General features: G+C 59.2%; 19 protein-coding genes. 9 read left to right on the top strand and 10 right to left on the bottom strand.

What is annotated here, in order from left to right:
* Positions 1-55: 55 nt before the first annotated feature.
* Positions 56-184 carry a hypothetical protein gene (locus NW849_RS05650; RefSeq protein ID WP_414356470.1) on the bottom strand — a complete coding sequence of 43 codons (129 nt, stop codon included), beginning with the start codon at positions 182-184 and terminating at the stop codon, positions 56-58.
* A gap of 97 nt (positions 185-281) precedes the next feature.
* Here NW849_RS05650 and purN point away from each other — a divergent pair, with 97 nt between their 5' ends.
* Entirely contained in the window at positions 282-944 is a 663-nt protein-coding gene (gene purN / locus NW849_RS05655; protein ID WP_414356472.1) for a phosphoribosylglycinamide formyltransferase, read from the top strand.
* A gap of 26 nt (positions 945-970) precedes the next feature.
* Complete coding sequence (locus tag NW849_RS05660) at positions 971-1774, top strand: PIN domain-containing protein (protein ID WP_414356474.1); 804 nt, start codon at positions 971-973, stop codon at positions 1772-1774.
* Positions 1775-1783: 9 nt separating this feature from the next.
* Here NW849_RS05660 and NW849_RS05665 read toward each other — a convergent pair whose 3' ends face one another.
* The 5 genes from NW849_RS05665 to mrdA form a co-directional block, all read right to left on the bottom strand.
* Positions 1784-2659, bottom strand: coding sequence for a hypothetical protein (locus NW849_RS05665; protein WP_414356476.1), 876 nt, complete (start codon positions 2657-2659; stop codon positions 1784-1786).
* A gap of 281 nt (positions 2660-2940) precedes the next feature.
* Positions 2941-3600, bottom strand: coding sequence for a hypothetical protein (locus NW849_RS05670; protein ID WP_414356478.1), 660 nt, complete (start codon positions 3598-3600; stop codon positions 2941-2943).
* Positions 3601-3625: 25 nt separating this feature from the next.
* Positions 3626-4759, bottom strand: a complete 1134-nt coding sequence (gene cobD / locus NW849_RS05675) for a threonine-phosphate decarboxylase CobD (protein WP_414356481.1) — start codon at positions 4757-4759, stop codon at positions 3626-3628.
* A gap of 35 nt (positions 4760-4794) precedes the next feature.
* Entirely contained in the window at positions 4795-5100 is a 306-nt protein-coding gene (locus tag NW849_RS05680) for an HU family DNA-binding protein (RefSeq protein WP_414332065.1), read from the bottom strand.
* A 325-nt stretch (positions 5101-5425) separates the two neighbouring features.
* On the bottom strand, positions 5426-7351 hold the full coding sequence (gene mrdA / locus NW849_RS05685; protein ID WP_414356483.1) for a penicillin-binding protein 2: 1926 nt from the start codon (positions 7349-7351) through the stop codon (positions 5426-5428).
* 125 nt (positions 7352-7476) lie between these two features.
* Here mrdA and NW849_RS05690 point away from each other — a divergent pair, with 125 nt between their 5' ends.
* Complete coding sequence (locus tag NW849_RS05690; protein WP_414356485.1) at positions 7477-8745, top strand: lipopolysaccharide biosynthesis protein; 1269 nt, start codon at positions 7477-7479, stop codon at positions 8743-8745.
* On the opposite strand, the gene NW849_RS05695 is transcribed toward NW849_RS05690, so the two are convergent.
* Positions 8732-9097: an FHA domain-containing protein gene (locus tag NW849_RS05695; protein ID WP_011432528.1), complete on the bottom strand. Its 366-nt coding sequence runs from the start codon at positions 9095-9097 to the stop codon at positions 8732-8734. The two genes, NW849_RS05690 and NW849_RS05695, sit on opposite strands and share 14 nt — an antisense overlap.
* A gap of 128 nt (positions 9098-9225) precedes the next feature.
* Positions 9226-10062, bottom strand: a complete 837-nt coding sequence (locus NW849_RS05700) for an SDR family oxidoreductase (protein ID WP_414356487.1) — start codon at positions 10060-10062, stop codon at positions 9226-9228.
* Between the two features lie 117 nt (positions 10063-10179).
* Between NW849_RS05700 and NW849_RS05705 the strand changes: the two genes are divergently transcribed.
* Entirely contained in the window at positions 10180-10671 is a 492-nt protein-coding gene (locus tag NW849_RS05705) for a YajQ family cyclic di-GMP-binding protein (RefSeq protein WP_011432526.1), read from the top strand.
* A 187-nt stretch (positions 10672-10858) separates the two neighbouring features.
* On the opposite strand, the gene hemW is transcribed toward NW849_RS05705, so the two are convergent.
* On the bottom strand, positions 10859-12076 hold the full coding sequence (gene hemW, locus NW849_RS05710; protein ID WP_414356490.1) for a radical SAM family heme chaperone HemW: 1218 nt from the start codon (positions 12074-12076) through the stop codon (positions 10859-10861).
* Between the two features lie 68 nt (positions 12077-12144).
* Here hemW and hisH point away from each other — a divergent pair, with 68 nt between their 5' ends.
* From hisH to NW849_RS05725, 3 genes are read left to right on the top strand one after another with little or no spacing between them, the layout of a single operon-like run.
* Positions 12145-12801: an imidazole glycerol phosphate synthase subunit HisH gene (gene hisH, locus NW849_RS05715; RefSeq protein WP_414356491.1), complete on the top strand. Its 657-nt coding sequence runs from the start codon at positions 12145-12147 to the stop codon at positions 12799-12801.
* 6 nt (positions 12802-12807) lie between these two features.
* Positions 12808-13281, top strand: coding sequence for an EVE domain-containing protein (locus NW849_RS05720; RefSeq protein ID WP_414356493.1), 474 nt, complete (start codon positions 12808-12810; stop codon positions 13279-13281).
* Positions 13278-13487 carry a pentapeptide repeat-containing protein gene (locus NW849_RS05725; protein ID WP_414328915.1) on the top strand — a complete coding sequence of 70 codons (210 nt, stop codon included), beginning with the start codon at positions 13278-13280 and terminating at the stop codon, positions 13485-13487. The genes NW849_RS05720 and NW849_RS05725 overlap by 4 nt, the downstream gene beginning before the upstream one ends.
* 22 nt (positions 13488-13509) lie before the next feature.
* On the opposite strand, the gene surE is transcribed toward NW849_RS05725, so the two are convergent.
* The gene (gene surE / locus NW849_RS05730) at positions 13510-14289 is read right to left on the bottom strand and encodes a 5'/3'-nucleotidase SurE (protein WP_414356495.1); all 780 of its coding nucleotides are present in this window, start codon (positions 14287-14289) and stop codon (positions 13510-13512) included.
* Between the two features lie 369 nt (positions 14290-14658).
* On the opposite strand from surE, the gene NW849_RS05735 reads away from it, so the two are divergent.
* Entirely contained in the window at positions 14659-15324 is a 666-nt protein-coding gene (locus NW849_RS05735) for a Crp/Fnr family transcriptional regulator (RefSeq protein ID WP_414356496.1), read from the top strand.
* A gap of 335 nt (positions 15325-15659) precedes the next feature.
* Positions 15660-16553 (top strand): CoB--CoM heterodisulfide reductase iron-sulfur subunit B family protein, encoded by an 894-nt coding sequence (locus tag NW849_RS05740; RefSeq protein WP_414356497.1) that lies wholly within the window; start codon positions 15660-15662, stop codon positions 16551-16553.
* The last annotated feature ends 112 nt before the right edge of the window (positions 16554-16665 follow it).

Here is a 16665-nt window from a genome sequence, read left to right on the forward strand (position 1 = left end):
TGGTAGTAATCCGTACTGAACATATTATACATTATTTTCAGTATAGTTGAGCTTATTATTGACTAGAGTCATGCTCCTGCTGCATTTTCCGCATTTCTTGAGGCATCTCCCGCAGCTCCTCTTGGGCTTGATCCGTGCAGCGCTCGATGGCGCGGGTGCGCCTGTCAAAGCCGGCGACGGTCAAGTTTTTGGATCCCTCTCTGGATCAACCTGGCCAGAACCAGAGGGGAGGCTGTCTGGGTTTAAAATAGCGGGGCTGCAGACTTTCCCACCAAGCGCTCATGAACCTACCCAGCTTACTCTGGCCGGATCCCGACGGGATCCAAGTGCCCTCTCAACCGGGGATCCTTGGCATTTTGGCTTCCGGCAATGGCAGCAATTTCGAAGCTATTGCCCAAGCCATTGAGGCCGGGGAACTGCAGGCCCAGATTGCTGTGGTCATCACCAACAATCCCAAAGCTTATGTGCGGCAGCGGGCCCAAAAGCGAGGGATCCCTTGCGTCTTGCTCGACCACCGAGACTACCCCCGTCGCGAAGATCTGGACGCCGCCATTGTCCAGGTGCTCTGGCAGCATCACGTGGAATGGGTGATCATGGCCGGGTGGATGCGCCTGGTTACCCAGGTGTTGTTGTCCGCCTACCCGGATCGCGTCTTGAACCTGCATCCCAGCCTGCTGCCCAGTTTCAAGGGCCTGCGTGCCGTTGAACAAGCCCTGAAGTGCGGCGTGAAAATTGCCGGCTGCACTGTCCATCGGGTCACCTTGGAAATGGACAGTGGCCCCATCGTGGCCCAAGCAGCCGTGCCGGTTCTGCCCGAAGATACTGTGGAATCCCTTTACCGGCGCATCCACGCCCAGGAGCACCGCCTCTACCCGCTGGCCATCCGCCTCTGCCTGGCAGAGGGATCCCTGCTACCCAAGTCTTCGGGGAAGCTGCACAATTGAGGTTAAGTCCAACGCTGGCGCATCCCATGGCCGAGATCCCGCCTCTCCTCGTCTTCGACAGCCCCGTGATCCTGGCCGGTCGTCTGGCTCTATGGCAGGAGTGGGCACGGTTTGGGGTGTGTGTGCTGCCACAGGCAGTGATGGCCGAGTTGGAACGCCTGACCCGGCAGGCTATTGATCCCCAAGAAGAATCGACAGCCCGCGAGTTTTTGCGCCACTGGCCCAGTCTAGGGTTTGCCGTCTCAGAAGCCCGTGCCCTGGTGGGTGGTGCTGGTGCCGGCGATCAGTCCATGAGGGTACGTTTGGAAGAAGCGATTGCCGAATGCGCCTATGCCCTGGCCCAGCAGCAGCCGGGAACGCTGGTGGTTTTGGTCAGCAACGACCGGCCTTTGGTGGGGCGAATTCAGGATCTGGGTCTCAACAACCTCTGTGCCATCTCCTTGGCGGAGCTGAACCGGTGGATGCGTCAGCAGCAGCGCCCTCAGGCCGTGGTTATGGCTTTGAATCGGTTACCAGGGCCACCCATTCCTGCCGCCCAGTTGACGTCCTCTACCCTCGCTCCACCTGCCCGTCCCTTGAGTTCCTCTCCAGCTTCCGGGAACCCCCCTGCCCAGGCGCGGCAGCGGTCTGGAGCTGCTCAGGTGGGGCCGAGCACAGCCCGCCTCTGGCCCTTTTTGAAAAGCCTACAGAATGCCCTTGCGTTGTTGCTGGCCCTGGTTTTCCTCTCGGCAACCGGGTTGCTGGCCTGGCGCCTGCTCGATCCAGAAGGAAGTGAAGGGATCTGGCAGCGGCTACCTCTCTCTCGGATCCCTTGGATTCGGGATCTGTAGTCCTCAAAGCTACTGCTCAGCAATCGTGACGTTAAAGCCCTTGCTTTTCAGGGTTTCCGCATGGTAGCGGGCATATTCCAGTTGTTCAAATGCTGCCAACTGCACAAACTTCTGGCCATCCACATCTTTCACAAAGGCCCCATGGGAGACTTGTCGAGCGCGTGCCAAGCTCTCTGCCCCTGAGTAGGTGGTGAGCACTAAGAAGGTTCCCTCGCCGCGGTTCGGCCCCAGGGAGTCTATGTTGTTTTCGCTTAGGGGCACCACGTTCAGGGATCCCACAGAGGTAGGCGGTGAAGGTTGGGATGGGCGCTCCAGGCTGGCCGCCAACTGCTCCACCGTTTGTGACCTGGGGGGAGCAGATTCCTCGGAAGCCAAGGCCAAGTCAGTTTGCAGGCTATCCAGCAGGTTGGGAACGTCTTGAAGGGGATCCACCTGCAAGTCCTTCCAGTCTGGGGTGGCCGCCAAGCCCAGGGACAACCGACCGGGATCCAAGCCACCGAAATAGAACTCCTCTCCCACCTGCCCTTCCACCGGTTCCACTGGGATCAAGGGCAACTGGGCCAGATCCACCTGGGCAGGGATCCCTTCTTCCGCCCTGTGGGCAGCGCTTTGGGGCAGGGACAGTTCTTCCGGCCAAATCAGCCAGCGCACCCCAAAGCCGATCCCCGCGCAGGAGAGCACCCACAGCAGCAAGACCCAGAGGGGCGAAAAGGATCCCCGTGGCATCTCTTCCTCTTCCAGGTCTTCCACCACCTCTTGAAGGAGCACAGGCGAGGAGCGCTGCACAGAGCCGGTATTCCTAAGCTGACCTGCTCGCGGCGGCGGGACAGAGTCCATGCGCTGCAAACGCTGCCAGAGGCGAAATCGCTCCAGTTCTTTCAGCACATCCAAATGCAGGTGGCTCAGCGCTTCCTGAAGAGCAGGTTGAGGAACTTGATGTGAATGGGACTGCTGTGCCGGAGATAAGGGTTGGGTTGCGTCTGGGGGAAGCGGAGAAGGACTCATAGACAGCCCACACTCAACTTAATGAAAGTCTGACAGCAAACAATGCCAGTCTACTGTTACAGCCGGGAACAGCTTAACAGGAGAAACCACCTTAGGAACAAGGATTGCCAGCGCTCTATACCCTGCCATAAATCACCATGCCATAAGGCTATGGCAGTCTTCTAGGGCTTTGCCTCCAGATAGAGGGCACGCACATCTGCCGGCAGGTTCTGAAGCAAGATCTGGCGGGCAGAGGCAACGATGGCATCCACATCTTCTGGGGCGAGGTAATATCCGTCAGCCTTGAGTTGGTCGGCAATGCGAACCGGTGACCAGCCAAACCGATCCCGCAGCAGCAGAATGAAGCGCAGATCTCCCGGCAGGGTATCCAAACCGGCGGTCAAATAACAGGCCAGTGCCGGTGAAAGAGAGGACTTTGCCCCGCCTCTGGTGGAGTTGAGGCCGTGAGAAGCTTGAGGGTGGGTGGGGATCCCATCCAAGGATTGGATCAGCTCACGGGTTTGCTCCGCCAGCCAGGGTCGCAGCACAGGATCCCCTTCGCCAGCCGCTTCTTCCACAAGGCTGTGGACATCTAGGCGCTGTAGGCGCGGGTAAAGCCGCAACCAAACCTGCTCTCGACAGGCAGCCCATTGCTCTGGCGGCAGATGCTCGGCAAGGATCCCGTCCACCCACTTGCAGTAGCGGCAAAACAGGCCGATGAAGTAGCGCGCCACCTCCGGCTGCCGTTGAAAGGCCCGCAGCAACTCCAGGTCGCTGTAGTGGGCTACCCCCCGCACAAGAGGAGCATCGCATTCCGGCCAAAAGGCGGTAGCTTCGGGCATGAGAATCTCTCCCGCAGGAAAATCCTTAGCTATTCTCCAGGATCTCCCGGCAGGCCGATAACAACTGCTCCTGCTCCGCCAAGGTGCGCAGGCCAATGCGCAGGTAGCGATCCCCCAACTCGGGAAAACTCAGACAATCCCGCACCAGAATCCGGTGCTGCCGCAACAGCTTTTCCTGAATCTGGACGGCAGAGCCAGGGCAGCGCACCAACACGAAGTTGGCTTGACCAGGCCAGGGATCCCAGCCGGGCAGCGCTTGCAAACCCCTGAGCAAATGCTCTCGGGCCACGGGCAGCCAGGCGAAGGTGCGCCGGCGAAAGTCTTCATCGGCCAAAGCTGCCGCCACTGCCACTCCCGCCAATCCGTTGACGCTCCAGGGATCCCGCCACTGTCGCCAGCGCTGCCAGTGATCCGGGTGCCCCACCGCAAAGCCAATGCGCAAGCCGGGCAGGGTGAAAAACTTGGTGAGGGAACGGATGACGATGGTGTTGGGGTGAGCCGCCAGGTGGGGGATCAAGGTTTGGCTGCGGGGCATTGCCGACGGGCTGGAGTTTAAGCTCAGGGTGGGCTCCCCCGGCAAAAAGTCCATAAAAGCCTCGTCCACCACCACCCGGTCGAACTGGGGCAGGAGAGGCAGGATATCTTGCTGCGGGATGAGCTGGCCCGTCGGGTTATGAGGGTTGTTCAGCCAGAGCACCCGGTTTCCCTTGCCTGCCGCCGGAAGGGGTTCCTGCAGAAGGGTAAAACCGGCGGATCCCTGGCCGGGGAAAAAAGGCAGCGGCTTGATGGTTACCCCTGCTGCCCGCAGAGCCCGCGCATACTCCCCAAAAGCAGGCTGGGGCAGCCATACCTCCCGCCCTTGCGCATCCCGGGCTGCCCAGGTGAGCAACTCCGCCGCCCCATTGCCCACAAAAATCCACTCAGGATCGACGGCCCAATGGTTGGCCAAACAGATGCGCAAGTCCCGATAGTCGGGATCCGGGTAGCGGCTGATTACAACCGGGTCTGCTGCAGACAGCGCCTGAGTCAGAGCTTGCAAGACCGATTCCGGTGGGCCCAGCGGATTCAAGCTGGCCGAAAAATCCAGAATCTCCTGGGGAGAGCAGCCAGCGATTGCTGCTCCCCAAGCCCAATTGCCACCATGTCGAGGCTGCTCCACGCCCTACCCAGCAGCCGAGTCCCAACCCGGCGAAATTAAGATTTCCCCCCTGCTACTGCTTCGCGGAATGACTTGCCCGCCGTAAAAGTGGGGACGATGCTCTCTGGGATCACCATTTTTTGGTTGGTTTTCGGGTTGCGACCTTCCCGCTCTTTGCGCTTGCGAGCCTCAAAGGAGCCGAAGCCCACCAGGGTCACCTTCCCCTTGGGTTCACCGTTTTCATCGCGGGATGCGACCTCTTCGACAATGATCTCCAGTGCGGCGGAAATGACAGCCTCCGCTTCTTTTTTGGTTACATTGGCGCGATGAGCGACGGCATCAACAAGTTCTGCCTTGTTCATCCTGATCTCCTTCTGAGTTAGGCAATAGAGTTAGAGCGTTCTCCGGATCGCGGATTCGCTCAGGCGTTGCAGAGCGGCCACGGCCCAGAGTGTTCTCAGTGTGTGGGAGCGGGGCTTGCCCTGCAATGCGCCAAGGCGCCACTGGCGCGAATGGCAGGATTGTGGCAGTTGAGCTCCAAATCACTGACATATTCTACAGCTAAGTTAGGGCAGAAGCCTGCTGGGCAAGGGGTTTTAGGGGATCTTAATGCAATTTTCTGGGAGACAAGAGACTGCAAAGATGATTTTATACCTGCTCGGCTCGGATCCGACAGAAAGCTAGGGCTCACGACTCGGGTCGGAAGTAGGCCCGCATCACCTCTCGAAAGATGGGAGCGGCCCGTGATCCACCCCCACCGCCGCTGTTTTCCAGAAAGACCACGACCACCAGCTCAGGCTGGTCATGGAACGCCGTCCCGCTGTCCCGATAGGGGGCATAGCCAACATACCAAGCGTGGGATCGCCGCGGCGGATCCTCGGCGGTGCCGGTTTTGCCAGCCGTTGGGGGAAATCCTGGCCCCAGGTTGGCGTTGCCGCCGGTGCCGTAAACCACGACATCTCGCAGCCCCTGCTGCAGAATCTCCAGCGTGGCAGGGGAGAGCCCCACCTTCTGACGCAGCGGCACAGGGCTTTCCGGGATCACCTGGTGCGAGAGCAAGGGGCGCACCCGCCAGCCCCCATTGGCCACTGCCGCCGTTACCACCGCCATTTGCAGCGGCGTAGCGGTAATAAATCCCTGGCCGATGGACATGTTGACCGTGTCGCCCACATACCAGGGCTCGCGCCAGTGGCGCTGCTTCCACTCGGCATCGGGCACCAGGCCAGCAGCCTCCCCTTTGAGGCCGATCCCGGTCAGTTGCCCCAGCCCGAAGCGGCGCGACCATTCTTGCAAGGGGGCAGCCTTGGTGCCGAGGGCGATTTGGTAGAAAAAGGTGTCGCTGCTGTAGGCCATCGCCTGCCGGTAGTTCAGCCGCCCGAAGCCGGCCCGGTTCCAGTCCCAAAAGCGCCACCCTCCCACCTGGATGTAGGGGCCGGTCTGCAGCACCGTATTCGGGGGAAAGGCTCCCGACTCAATCCCGGCAGCGGTGGTGATGATTTTGTAGGTGCTGGCGGGGGGATAGGGCCGCAGGCCGCGGTTGAGGAAGGGAAAATCCTGCTGCTGCAGGCTCTCCCACTGGGCTTGGGTGATGCGGCTGGAAAAGAGGTTGGGATCAAAGGTGGGGTAGCTAGCCATGGCCAGGATCGACCCATCGCGGGGATCCATGGCGATCACCGCTCCTTTTTGCTGGCCGAGGGCTCGCTCTGCCGCCTGCTGCAGCCGCACATCCAAAGTGAGCTGCAGGGTGTTGCCCGGTTGGGGCGCTTGTTCTCCCAGCACCCGCAGCACTTCCCCCATAGCGTCCACCTCCACCTGTCGCCCTCCCCATTGGCCGCGCAGATGGCTCTCAAACAATTCCTCCACTCCCATCAGGCCGACAATATCCCCCAGGCGATAGCTGGGATCCGCCCGCAGTTGTTCCTGCGAGATCTCGCCGGTGTAGCCCAGCAGGTGAGCAGCCAAGTCGCCATGGGGATAAAACCGCACCGTCTCCGCCTCCACCATCACCCCCGGCAGCTCGCGGCTCATCTCCTCCAGTTGAATGACCACCTGGGGGCTGGCGTTGCGCAGGATGCGCACGGGAAAAGGGGAACGATATCCAGCCTGTTCTAGCTTTTGGGCGATCTCCTCAGGGGCGATGTTCAAGTAGTCTGCCAACTTGGGGATCATCTCCTGCCAGCGCTGCCGCGACTGCACCAGAGGCCAGAGGAAGACCGAGTGGGACAATCGGCTGCCCGCCAGCAATACACCGTTGCGATCCACAATGCGCCCGCGTTCTGGCGGCTGGGGCAACAGGCGAATGCGGTTGGTATCGGCCAACTGGCGGTAATACTGGGTGCGCGCCAACTGCAGGTAGGCCAGACGGGATCCTAGCCCTCCGAACAGCAGCAGACTGGTCAGCAAGAGCAAGACAACGGCCCGATAGCCTTGCCCCACCGTTTTGGCCGATGCGGATCCCAGCCAACGAGGACTACCGCCGTCCGGCAGGGGTGGGGGAAGTACCCGGCGAGGGGCAGGCGGCCTGGAATGGGGGGAGAACAGGGCTTTTGGATCCCGTCCGGTCAAGGTGTTGGGGCTTCGCGTGGCGTCGCTGACAGGGTAGAGTTTGGCCATGAACTTGCCAGAAGAATTGCAACCCATACACCCAAAATCAAGAGGAGATGCCCGCTCTTGGGCGGGCCCTCTCAGCATCCATCCAGTATCCCTGGCTCTGGCAAGCCTCGTCCAGGAGTGGCAGCGTGGATAGAGCAGAACAACAGCGGCTACGCCAGGCTGCCTGGCTGATGGTGGGCAATGGCCTGCGCCTGGGGTTGTCCGGGGCCTATTTCATCCTCTTGGCGCGGCTGTTGGGGCCGGAAGCCTTCGGGGTTTTCTCCGCCATCTTGGCCTGCAGCAACCTGGCCGCCCCGTTTGGCTATTTGGGCCAATCGGAACTGCTGATCCAGCGCCTCAGCCGGCAGGGATCCCTGACTTGCACCCAGGGGGTTGGCCCCAGCTTATGGCTGGCGGGATTGGGCTGTGGGGGGATGGCGCTGGTGTTGTGGCCCCTCTTGAGCGTTTGGCTGGCCGGGACGCCGGCAGCGGTGGTGGGGGTATTGCTCTTGAGCGATCTGCTGTTCGTCGCAGTGCCAGAGGTGTACAGGGGGATCCTGATCGGGAGAGAGCAGGCTGCTGGGGTAGCCCTCATCGACACGGGCATGGCGCTGGGGCGATTGGGGGCAGTGTTGTTGGCGGTGGCCTTGGGCTGGGGATCCCTGGCACAATGGGCCATTCTGTACAGCCTGATGGTGTTGGTCGTGCTGCTGCTGATTGCGGGGGGGATGGGACGGTGGAGCGAGCCTTCTCTCCCCTTGGCCCTGAGCTGGAGAGATCTGCGGGAACGGCTGACAGCGGGCTGGGACTTTGCGGTGGGGCTGGCCGCGGTGAAAACCTTCACCGATTTGGACAAGCTGCTCTTGCCCCGTTTGGCCTCAGCAGCAGCGGGGGGTCTTTACAGCGCTGCCTACCGGGTGATCAACTTCTCGCAAACGCCGATGATCGCCCTGCTCACCAGCCATTTTGCCGAGCTGTGCCGCCAAGGCCAAAAAGGACTCCCACAAGGCTGGCGCTACGCCTGTCACCTTTCCCCTTGGGTGGTGGGCTACGGCAGTTTGGCCGCCCTGGGGCTGGCGCTGGGATCCTACGGGATCCCCTGGGTGTTGGGATCGGCTTACCGGGAAACGGCCCTCATCCTGCGTTGGCTCAGCCCGGTCATTTTGCTAGAGGGGATCCACCTTTTGCTGTCTCACCTGCTCACCGGGGCAGGGTTGCAAAAGCCCCGCAGCCGTCTGCAACTGATGGCTCTGGGGCTGAATGGGCTTTTGAATGCGGTTTGGATCCCAAGGTGGGGTTGGCAGGGGGCGGCCCTAGCGACCTTGCTGTCGGAGATGGCCTTGGTGCTGGCTTTGCTGCTGTTGATTGGGGGGCGATTGCACGCTCTGCAGAGATCTGGGCCTAGGGAGCCTTAACAATTTTGTAGGTGGCTTTGGCATCGGGGCCAAAGGTGATCACATCCCCCGACTTGAGCTGGTGGGTGGTCAATTTCTGGCCGTTGATCAACAAGCCATTGGTGCTGGGGCGACCTTCCAGATCCCCATCCAAAATGCGGTAGCAATATTCTCCCTCTCGCTCGGCGGGAATCCGCAGCAGCATGGCGTGGTAGCGGGAGGCATATTGAGAGTTGAGACAGATGTCGTTCGCCAAGTCCCGACCGATGAAGTATTTGGCGGATCCCAGCACCTGGGTACGGCGGCCATCTCGGTCTTCCACGATCAAGATGTGCTGGTGGGTACCGGAAGGAGAAGGCACAGATTCAACCATACTTCCGCTGTCAATACCAGTGTTTAACCGTACCTCAAACTATACCGAAGTTTAGCCTTCTTCCTGCTATCGCTGGGTCTGCAGAATCGCTCATCCAGCGCCCCAGAACTCTCGACCGATCCAGTGGGCTAGCGAGGAACATTCTGGAGCAATGAGCCGACCCATCCGGGGAAGAGGGTGTAAGCTCCTACCGCCCATTGGGCCATGCCCACCACCACCTCTGACTTGGACTGGCGAGCGGCATCCCAAATGGCTTCGGCAACTTCTTCCGGCTGGCTGACCCAAAAACTCTCCAGCGCCTGTTGCATTTGCTCACGGGCTTTGCCACCTAAGGTTTGGGCTTGGCTGTCGGGAGAGGACGCTGGCCCCACCTCATCCAGAAAAATGGCTCGCTTGAGGAAATTGCTGCTGACGATGCCCGGATGGACGCCAATTACCTGGATCCCTTGGGGTTGCAGTTCCAGACGCAGCGCTTCTGTCAGCCCACTGACCGCGTACTTGCTGGCACAATAGGCGCTCATCTGGGGCAGGGGCATTTTGCCGCCAATGGATCCCACGTTGATGATCTGGCCTTTTTTGCGCTTCAACATGTCGGGGAGCACGGCTCGGATGGTGTGGAGGTAGCCCCAAAAGTTGACCGCCATCAAAGCCTGCCAGTGTTCCAGGGTAGTTTGCAAAAAAGGGCCACTCATGCAGATGCCGGCGTTGTTGATCAGGCAATCGATGCGGCCATAGCGTTCCAGAGTTCTCTCCACCAGGTTTTGCACCTGTTCTGGCTGCGTGACATCGGTGGGAACGGCCAAGACCTCGGCGTTGAGGCTTTGCTCTAGGTCGATGGCAGTTTGCTTCAGGGTTTCGGCAGTGCGGGCAGCCAGCGCCAATCGGTAACCCCCACGGGCAAAGGTAAAGGCAGTAGCTCTGCCGATGCCTTCAGAAGCGCCTGTAATTAAAACAACATCGGCCATCCTGCTTCTCCGTAAATCTGGACTGGGATCCCTCTACCTGTTGTAGCTTCTCCGAGAGTTAGGGATCCCTGCTTGGCTGAGGGCTTAAGATACTGAACAATAGCGAAGATAGGGTGTATGGCCTCTACCTACTCATTTGACATCGTCAGCGATTTCGATCGGCAGGAACTGGTGAACGCTGTAGATCAAGCCCGGCGGGAGATCAAACAGCGCTACGACCTCAAGGATACTCAGACGGAAATTGAGCTGGAGGAGGGATCCCTGACCATCACCACCGCCAACGACATGGCCCTCAACTCCATTCGGGATCTGCTTCTTACCAAAGCGGCCAAGCGGGGTCTATCCCTGAAGATCTTCGACTTCCAACCCCCAGAGAGCGCCGGCGGCAACCGAGTGCGCCAGGTGGTTCACCTGAAAAAGGGCATTGATGCCACACTGGCCAAACAGATTGCCAAGCAAATCCGCGACAACTTTAAGAAAGTGCAGCCTGCCATTCAAGGGGATCTGGTGCGCGTTTCCGGCAAGGATAAAGACGAGCTACAGGCGGTCATTCAAATGCTTAGGCAGCAGGACTACCCGGTGGCGCTGCAATTTGTCAACTATCGATAGGGATCCTCTGGGCTTCCGTATCTTTCCCCTCAACCCCTCTTGCAAGATTAGAGATCTCAGGATCTGTGAAATGTTGGGTTTAATGGCTGCTGGAAATGGTGATGGCCTACGCTCCTCAAAGCTTGAGTTTTCGGCCAATTGGGATAGGGGGCTCTGGTGAGAAATCTTGTGAAAGTAACCGTCGGAATCAAGCCAGTAAGTCCTTGAGAATCTCATTGGAAAATAGCCAGCCATTGGGTGGGATCAGCCGCAGCCGACCCGCCTCGCAACTGGCCCAGCCCTTCTCGAAATAGGGATCCAGCTTCTCCAAAGCTTGCTCGACCTTTGGGTGGCCAAAACGCTCTTGCAAATGGCCCAAATCCAGACCTTCCTGTAAACGCAGCCCCAACATCAAAGTATCCATCCAAACTTCCTCTGGAGATGCTTCAGGAGGGAGGGGGTAGACTCCAGCTTTCACCTGCTCAAAGTAGTGGTAAAGGGTTTTGGGTTGCTGAATGCGCCGTCCACCCTCGTAGCCAACGGATCCCATACCAAAGCCAAAGTAAGGGCGATTTTCCCAGTACACTCGGTTGTGGCGACAGGCGTAGCCGGGGCGGGCAAAATTGGAGATTTCGTAGTGGATGTAGCCCGCTTCGGTGAGCAGCTCCCGCGCCATCACGTACATTTCAACCGTGGTTTCCTCGGTGGGCAAAGGCGCATCTCCCGGTCGGTACATCCGGCCAAATCGGGTTCCCGGCTCAATCGTCAGATCATAGATGGAGACGTGGGGAGGGTTAATTTCAATGAGAGCTTGCAAAGAGTTGTGCCAATGCTCCAAGGTTTGGTAAGGCAGCCCAAAGATCAAATCCAGATTGAAATTATCAAGGCCCACCGCTTTGAGATCAGATACAGCCTCGTAAACTTCTTCTACCCCATGCAGGCGGCCACAAGCGGCCAGCAGCTCCGGTTGAAACGCTTGTACCCCCAAGCTGATGCGGTTAACCCCCAATGCCCGATAGCCCGCCAACTGATCTCGGGTCAGGGTGCCGGGGTTGGCCTCCAGAGAAATCTCGCAGTCGGGATGAAACGGGATCCTCTCTTTCAGCTCGTTCAAAATCCGCCCCACTTGCTCCACCGTCAGCAGAGAGGGTGTGCCACCCCCGAAAAAAAGGCTGGTCAACGGTCTGGGATCCCTGGCCAGATGGCGGTAGCGGTAGGAGCTGCCGATCTCTCGGCAGAGCATTTGCACGTAAGTTTCTATCAACTCTCGGGTGCCCAAGCCCGTGGCAAAATCACAGTAGTGGCAGCGCTGCCGACAAAAAGGGATGTGCAGGTAAGCTGCTTCAGGCCAATCAACCTGGTCGCGGCAGCATTGCAGAGCAGTATCGGTCGGAGTGGGATTGTGCAAAGCCGTTGCCACAGCCATGGGTCAGCTCAAACGGGATAGAACCACTATACTGATAGACTCCGAAACTCCTCACGAGGAGGGATCCCATGGGAGCTGTGCGCCTGGCGGTAATCGACTATGATGCCGGAAACTTGCATTCGGCTTGCAAAGGCTTGGAGCGTGCCGGGGCAGAGGTGCATCTGGTAACAGAGCCGGTCGGGCTGGAGCGTTTCGACGGGATCATCCTGCCGGGAGATGGGGCTTTTGATCCGGCCATGCAGCAGTTGCGAGAGCGAGGCTTTGTGGATCCCATCCGGGAGGCGGTGCAGCGGCAGCAGCCCTTCTTGGGCATTTGCATTGGTTTGCAGGTTTTGTTTGAGAGCAGCGAAGAGGGGGTGGAACCGGGGCTGGGCATCGTGCCCGGACGGGTGCAGCGCTTTCGGCCAGAGGCGGGCCTGCGCATCCCTCACATGGGCTGGAATCAACTGCAACTCACCCAAGCCCACTCTCCCCTCTGGGCAGGGATCCCCGATCAAACCTGGGCCTATTTTGTCCATTCCTATCACGGTGTGCCCAGCGATCCAGCCTGGGTGGCTGCTACCACCCAACACGGCAGCCAAACCTGTGTAGCCGCTATTGCCCGCGGCACCTTGTTTGCTACCCAATTTCACCCAGAAAAGTCCGGCCCCTACGGCTTGAAGATGCTGCGCAACTTTGTCGAGTTTGTTGCCCGTTGTTCCCCCTTATCTGCTCCCAGAGCCTAGTGCCCCATGAACTATTGGCTGATGAAATCTGAGCCCAGCATCTATAGCATCTGGGATTTGCAGCGGGAGGGCCAAACCCTTTGGGATGGCGTGCGCAACTACCAAGCCCGCAACTATCTGAAGGCAATGCAGCCTGGGGATCGCGCCTTTTTCTACCATTCCAATGCCGAGCCACCCGGAATTGCCGGTTTGATGGAGATCCTGGAAACCCACGTGGTGGATCCCAGCCAATTCGACCCTGCCAGCCCCTACTATGATCCCAAATCTACCCGCGAGGATCCCCGCTGGCATACGGTGCGAGTGCGGTTTGTCTCAGCCTTTGGGCGATTGATCCCTTTGGCTGAATTGCGAGACACCTTCACCCCAGAGGAGCTGGAAGTAGTACGACGGGGCACGCGACTGTCGGTCATGCCGGTTGCCGAAGGGGTGGCGAAACGATTGCTGGCGCTGACGGGAGTTTCTACGCAGTCTCCTCTATGATGGGCGAGGCCAACCTGAGTGGGGCCAATTTGCGTGGCGCCGACCTAAGTGGGGCGGATCTAACGGGGGCGGATTTGCGAGGGGCCAATCTGTCGATGGACAACCTAAAGAGCGCTTTTCTGGAAGGGGCAATCTACAGTGCCAACACCCGCTTTCCCGCCGAGTTCGACCCAAAATTTGGAGGGGATGACATTGTTCGGCGCTGACCCCAGCTCACCGGCTTAAAATTCATGAGCCAAAGGCTGAGAGCCCCCAGCGCTGTAAGCTATCAAAGGCCGCGTAGGCCGTTAGATCCGGCTGCAGGGGCGTAATCGACACATAGCCCTCAGCAACCGCCCGCACGTCCGAACAGGGATCCACCCCCTCTTCCACCACCTCTCCTGCCAGCCAGTAGTAGGCCTTGCCGCGCGGATCCACCCGCTTCTCGTAGATATCGGTGTATTTGCGCCAGCCCAGAGGAGCTAGAACCATGCCGCGCATCTCGGCAGCCGACAATGGCGGCACATTCACATTCAACAGCATGGGCTCCCCCAAGGGCTTCAAGCTCAGTTTCTCCAGCAACGTCAGCACCACTTGCGCTGCCGGCTGAAAATCCTGATGGGTAAAGCTGGCCAGGCTCACCGCCAAACTGGGGATCCCTTCCAGCAGCCCTTCCATCGCTGCCGATACGGTGCCGGAGTAGAGCACGTCGGTGCCCAGATTGGCTCCCTGATTGATGCCGGAAATCACCCAATCGGGAGGATGATCCAATAGCCCGTCCAGACCTAACTTGACACAGTCGGAAGGTGTGCCCGAACAGGCCCAGGCCTGCACTCCTGGGGGAAATCCTTCCCGCACCGGATCCACCCGCAGCGGCTTGTGCAACGTCAAGGCATGGCCGGTGGCCGAGCGCTCCCGATCCGGACAGACCACCGTGATCTGATGTGCGCCCAGCCGAGCCAGAGCAGCGGCCAGACAACGTACCCCCGCCGCCTGGATGCCATCATCGTTGCTGATGAGAATGTTCATCGCAGCCACCCCACACCCGCCCTTAGACATACACCAGTCTGACCCAACGATCCGCTCTGATCCCTCAGGTAGCCAAGTTCAGCGACGAAATCTGAAAATTCACGGCCTCTTGAGGTTATTATTGGACGTAGCCTTTCGAACAATATCAGTAGGAACACAATGTCACCCCATGAGGTCAAGTGCCATTATGAAGCTAAGGTAAAGTAAACCCTGCGGTTTCCTTCCTCTTTGTTGTGCCTTCTTGTTTGCATCTTGCTGTTTCCTCATCCATATCCCCTTGAGACTCCTTCCCGCTAAAGCGAACAGCGGGGCAAAGCTGGGGAGTCTGTAAAACCCATCAGGTCGCTCGAGCGACAGGAAGTTGATCTCATGTCACTTGTTTCCATCACATCGGCAACAGAGGCTCAGGAATGGCGTGAGCTTTGCCAGTGGGCCGAGGAGCACTACCGCTGTCGCACCTTTCCCAAAGACGTGCGCATCCCCACCCGTCCGGGATTGGTGTACATCACCCAAGAGGGGGTGGTGCGCTTGGTCAGCCAAACTCCAGAGCGGCGGGAGGTCTTTGTTGGGTTTATCACGGCTGGGTTTCCCTTTGAGCTGAGCAACCCAGAGCGCTTTGAGTTAAAAGCCTGCACCCACGCCGACCGCACCACGGTGATGTGGTTCTACTGGCAAGACCTGGAGCAGTGGCCCTACTTGCACCAGAAAGTCCAGGAAAACTTTCGCCAGCAACTGCAACGGAAGCTGCTGTGGTTGGGAAACTTGGGCCAACGGCGCGCCATCGACCGCCTCAAGGGCTTTTTGAGCCTGTTGATCGAGGAGTATGGGCAGCCCTGTGAACAGGGGATGTATCTTCCCTGGCCCCTTACCCACGCCCAGATTGGGGATGCCATTGGGGCCACTCGTGTGACGGTGACTCGCCTTCTGGGATCCCTGCGCTCGAAAGGGTTTGTGCAGGTGCTGGATCAAAACTTAATCTGCATTCCCAACGGGGTGAAGCTCCAGCCCACTCCGAAGAAGGCGGCCAGCGCCTAGCCCTGCTGTCTAAAGCGTTATGCCTACGGCACCCTGTCAAAAACTGCACTGCTGACCAAGAAAACTGGGTTGCCAGCCCCGCCCTAAGGCCTACGGCCCGCTGACGCAACCAGGTCGGCTTTGTGCTATGGTGTTGAATGAACTCCGCCAACTTGAATATGGCGCAGTGTCAACAGGGAAAGTATCTGGGAGTTCATCCCAGTAGTTGGGGTCATAGCATCCCTCACCACTTGCAAAGGTGGTGTAGCCCAGGAAGTAGGAGTCATCCTGCAACCTGGGAAAGAATCCTTGCCATTTAGGGCAGGGAGAATGTCGGCGCTGTTGTTCCTTCACCTTTGCGCTACGCCTACTACCCCGGCTGTGTGGCCCAAGGGGCCTGTCGTGAGCTGTACGACTCCACCGACCAGATTGCGCGGCATCTGGGCATTGAACTGGTGGAGCTGGAGGCTGCTTCTTGCTGTGGTTCTGGCACCTTCAAAGAAGAATCGGAGCTGCTGGAAGATACGGTAAATGCCCGCAACCTGGCTTTGGCCGAGGCGCTGGGGTTGCCGATGCTCACCCACTGCAGCACCTGTCAGGGGGTGTTGGGCCGCGTGAATGAAAAGTTAAAAGCTGCGAAAACCGCGAATCCAGAGTACTTTCACCAGGTGCAAGCCCTGTGCCAGAAAGGGGGCTGTGAGAGCCGTTACCAGGGCACAGGCGATGTGCGCCATTTGCTGTGGGTGCTGGTTCATGACTACGGCCTGGAGCGATTGGCCCAACAGGTCAAGCGGCCCCTCTTGGGGCTGCGCTGCGCTGCCTTCTACGGGTGTTATCTGTTGCGGGCCTACGACATCTCCCGCTTCGATGTGGCACGGGATCCCCGTTTGATGGAGGATCTCTTCGAGCGTTTGGGGGCCACCCCTGTTTGGTATCGCGGGCGCACCCAGTGTTGCGGCTGGCCCATTTCCAGCTATGCCCCGCAGCAGTCTTTCTCGATGGCAGGCCGGCATCTTCTGGAGGCCATAGAGGCGGGAGCGGATTGTTTGGTCACCCCCTGTCCCCTGTGTCACCTCAACTTGGACTCTCGGCAGCCGGAGGTGGAAGAGGTGATCGGGCGCAAGCTGGGGATCCCGATCCTGCATTTGCCACAATTGGTGGGCCTGGCCCTGGGGATCCCGGCGAAAAACTTGGGACTGAACCGCCATGTGGTGCAGGTGGAAAAAGCCCTGCAGAAAATAGGCTGCTGATCTTCCAACCTCTCTGCCTTTTTCCGGCAACACCGACTGCAGCCAACACAGACCTATCTTTTGGGTGAAGGCGAGCCCACTTACTCTTCAATCCGGATCAAGAAAGGCGCAA

Source organism: Synechococcus sp. R55.3 (genome assembly GCF_047461975.1).
In the GTDB taxonomy this organism is placed as follows: domain Bacteria; phylum Cyanobacteriota; class Cyanobacteriia; order Thermostichales; family Thermostichaceae; genus Thermostichus.

Coding starts and splice junctions, on each gene's coding strand:
- purN (WP_414356472.1), top strand. CDS start 282: ATGAACCTACCCAGCTTACTCTGGCCGGATCCCGACGGGATCCAAGTG.
- NW849_RS05660 (WP_414356474.1), top strand. CDS start 971: ATGGCCGAGATCCCGCCTCTCCTCGTCTTCGACAGCCCCGTGATCCTG.
- NW849_RS05670 (WP_414356478.1), bottom strand. CDS start 3,600: ATGCCCGAAGCTACCGCCTTTTGGCCGGAATGCGATGCTCCTCTTGTG.
- NW849_RS05680 (WP_414332065.1), bottom strand. CDS start 5,100: ATGAACAAGGCAGAACTTGTTGATGCCGTCGCTCATCGCGCCAATGTA.
- mrdA (WP_414356483.1), bottom strand. CDS start 7,351: ATGGCCAAACTCTACCCTGTCAGCGACGCCACGCGAAGCCCCAACACC.
- NW849_RS05695 (WP_011432528.1), bottom strand. CDS start 9,097: ATGGTTGAATCTGTGCCTTCTCCTTCCGGTACCCACCAGCACATCTTG.
- NW849_RS05700 (WP_414356487.1), bottom strand. CDS start 10,062: ATGGCCGATGTTGTTTTAATTACAGGCGCTTCTGAAGGCATCGGCAGA.
- NW849_RS05705 (WP_011432526.1), top strand. CDS start 10,180: ATGGCCTCTACCTACTCATTTGACATCGTCAGCGATTTCGATCGGCAG.
- hemW (WP_414356490.1), bottom strand. CDS start 12,076: ATGGCTGTGGCAACGGCTTTGCACAATCCCACTCCGACCGATACTGCT.
- hisH (WP_414356491.1), top strand. CDS start 12,145: ATGGGAGCTGTGCGCCTGGCGGTAATCGACTATGATGCCGGAAACTTG.
- NW849_RS05720 (WP_414356493.1), top strand. CDS start 12,808: ATGAACTATTGGCTGATGAAATCTGAGCCCAGCATCTATAGCATCTGG.
- NW849_RS05725 (WP_414328915.1), top strand. CDS start 13,278: ATGATGGGCGAGGCCAACCTGAGTGGGGCCAATTTGCGTGGCGCCGAC.
- surE (WP_414356495.1), bottom strand. CDS start 14,289: ATGAACATTCTCATCAGCAACGATGATGGCATCCAGGCGGCGGGGGTA.
- NW849_RS05735 (WP_414356496.1), top strand. CDS start 14,659: ATGTCACTTGTTTCCATCACATCGGCAACAGAGGCTCAGGAATGGCGT.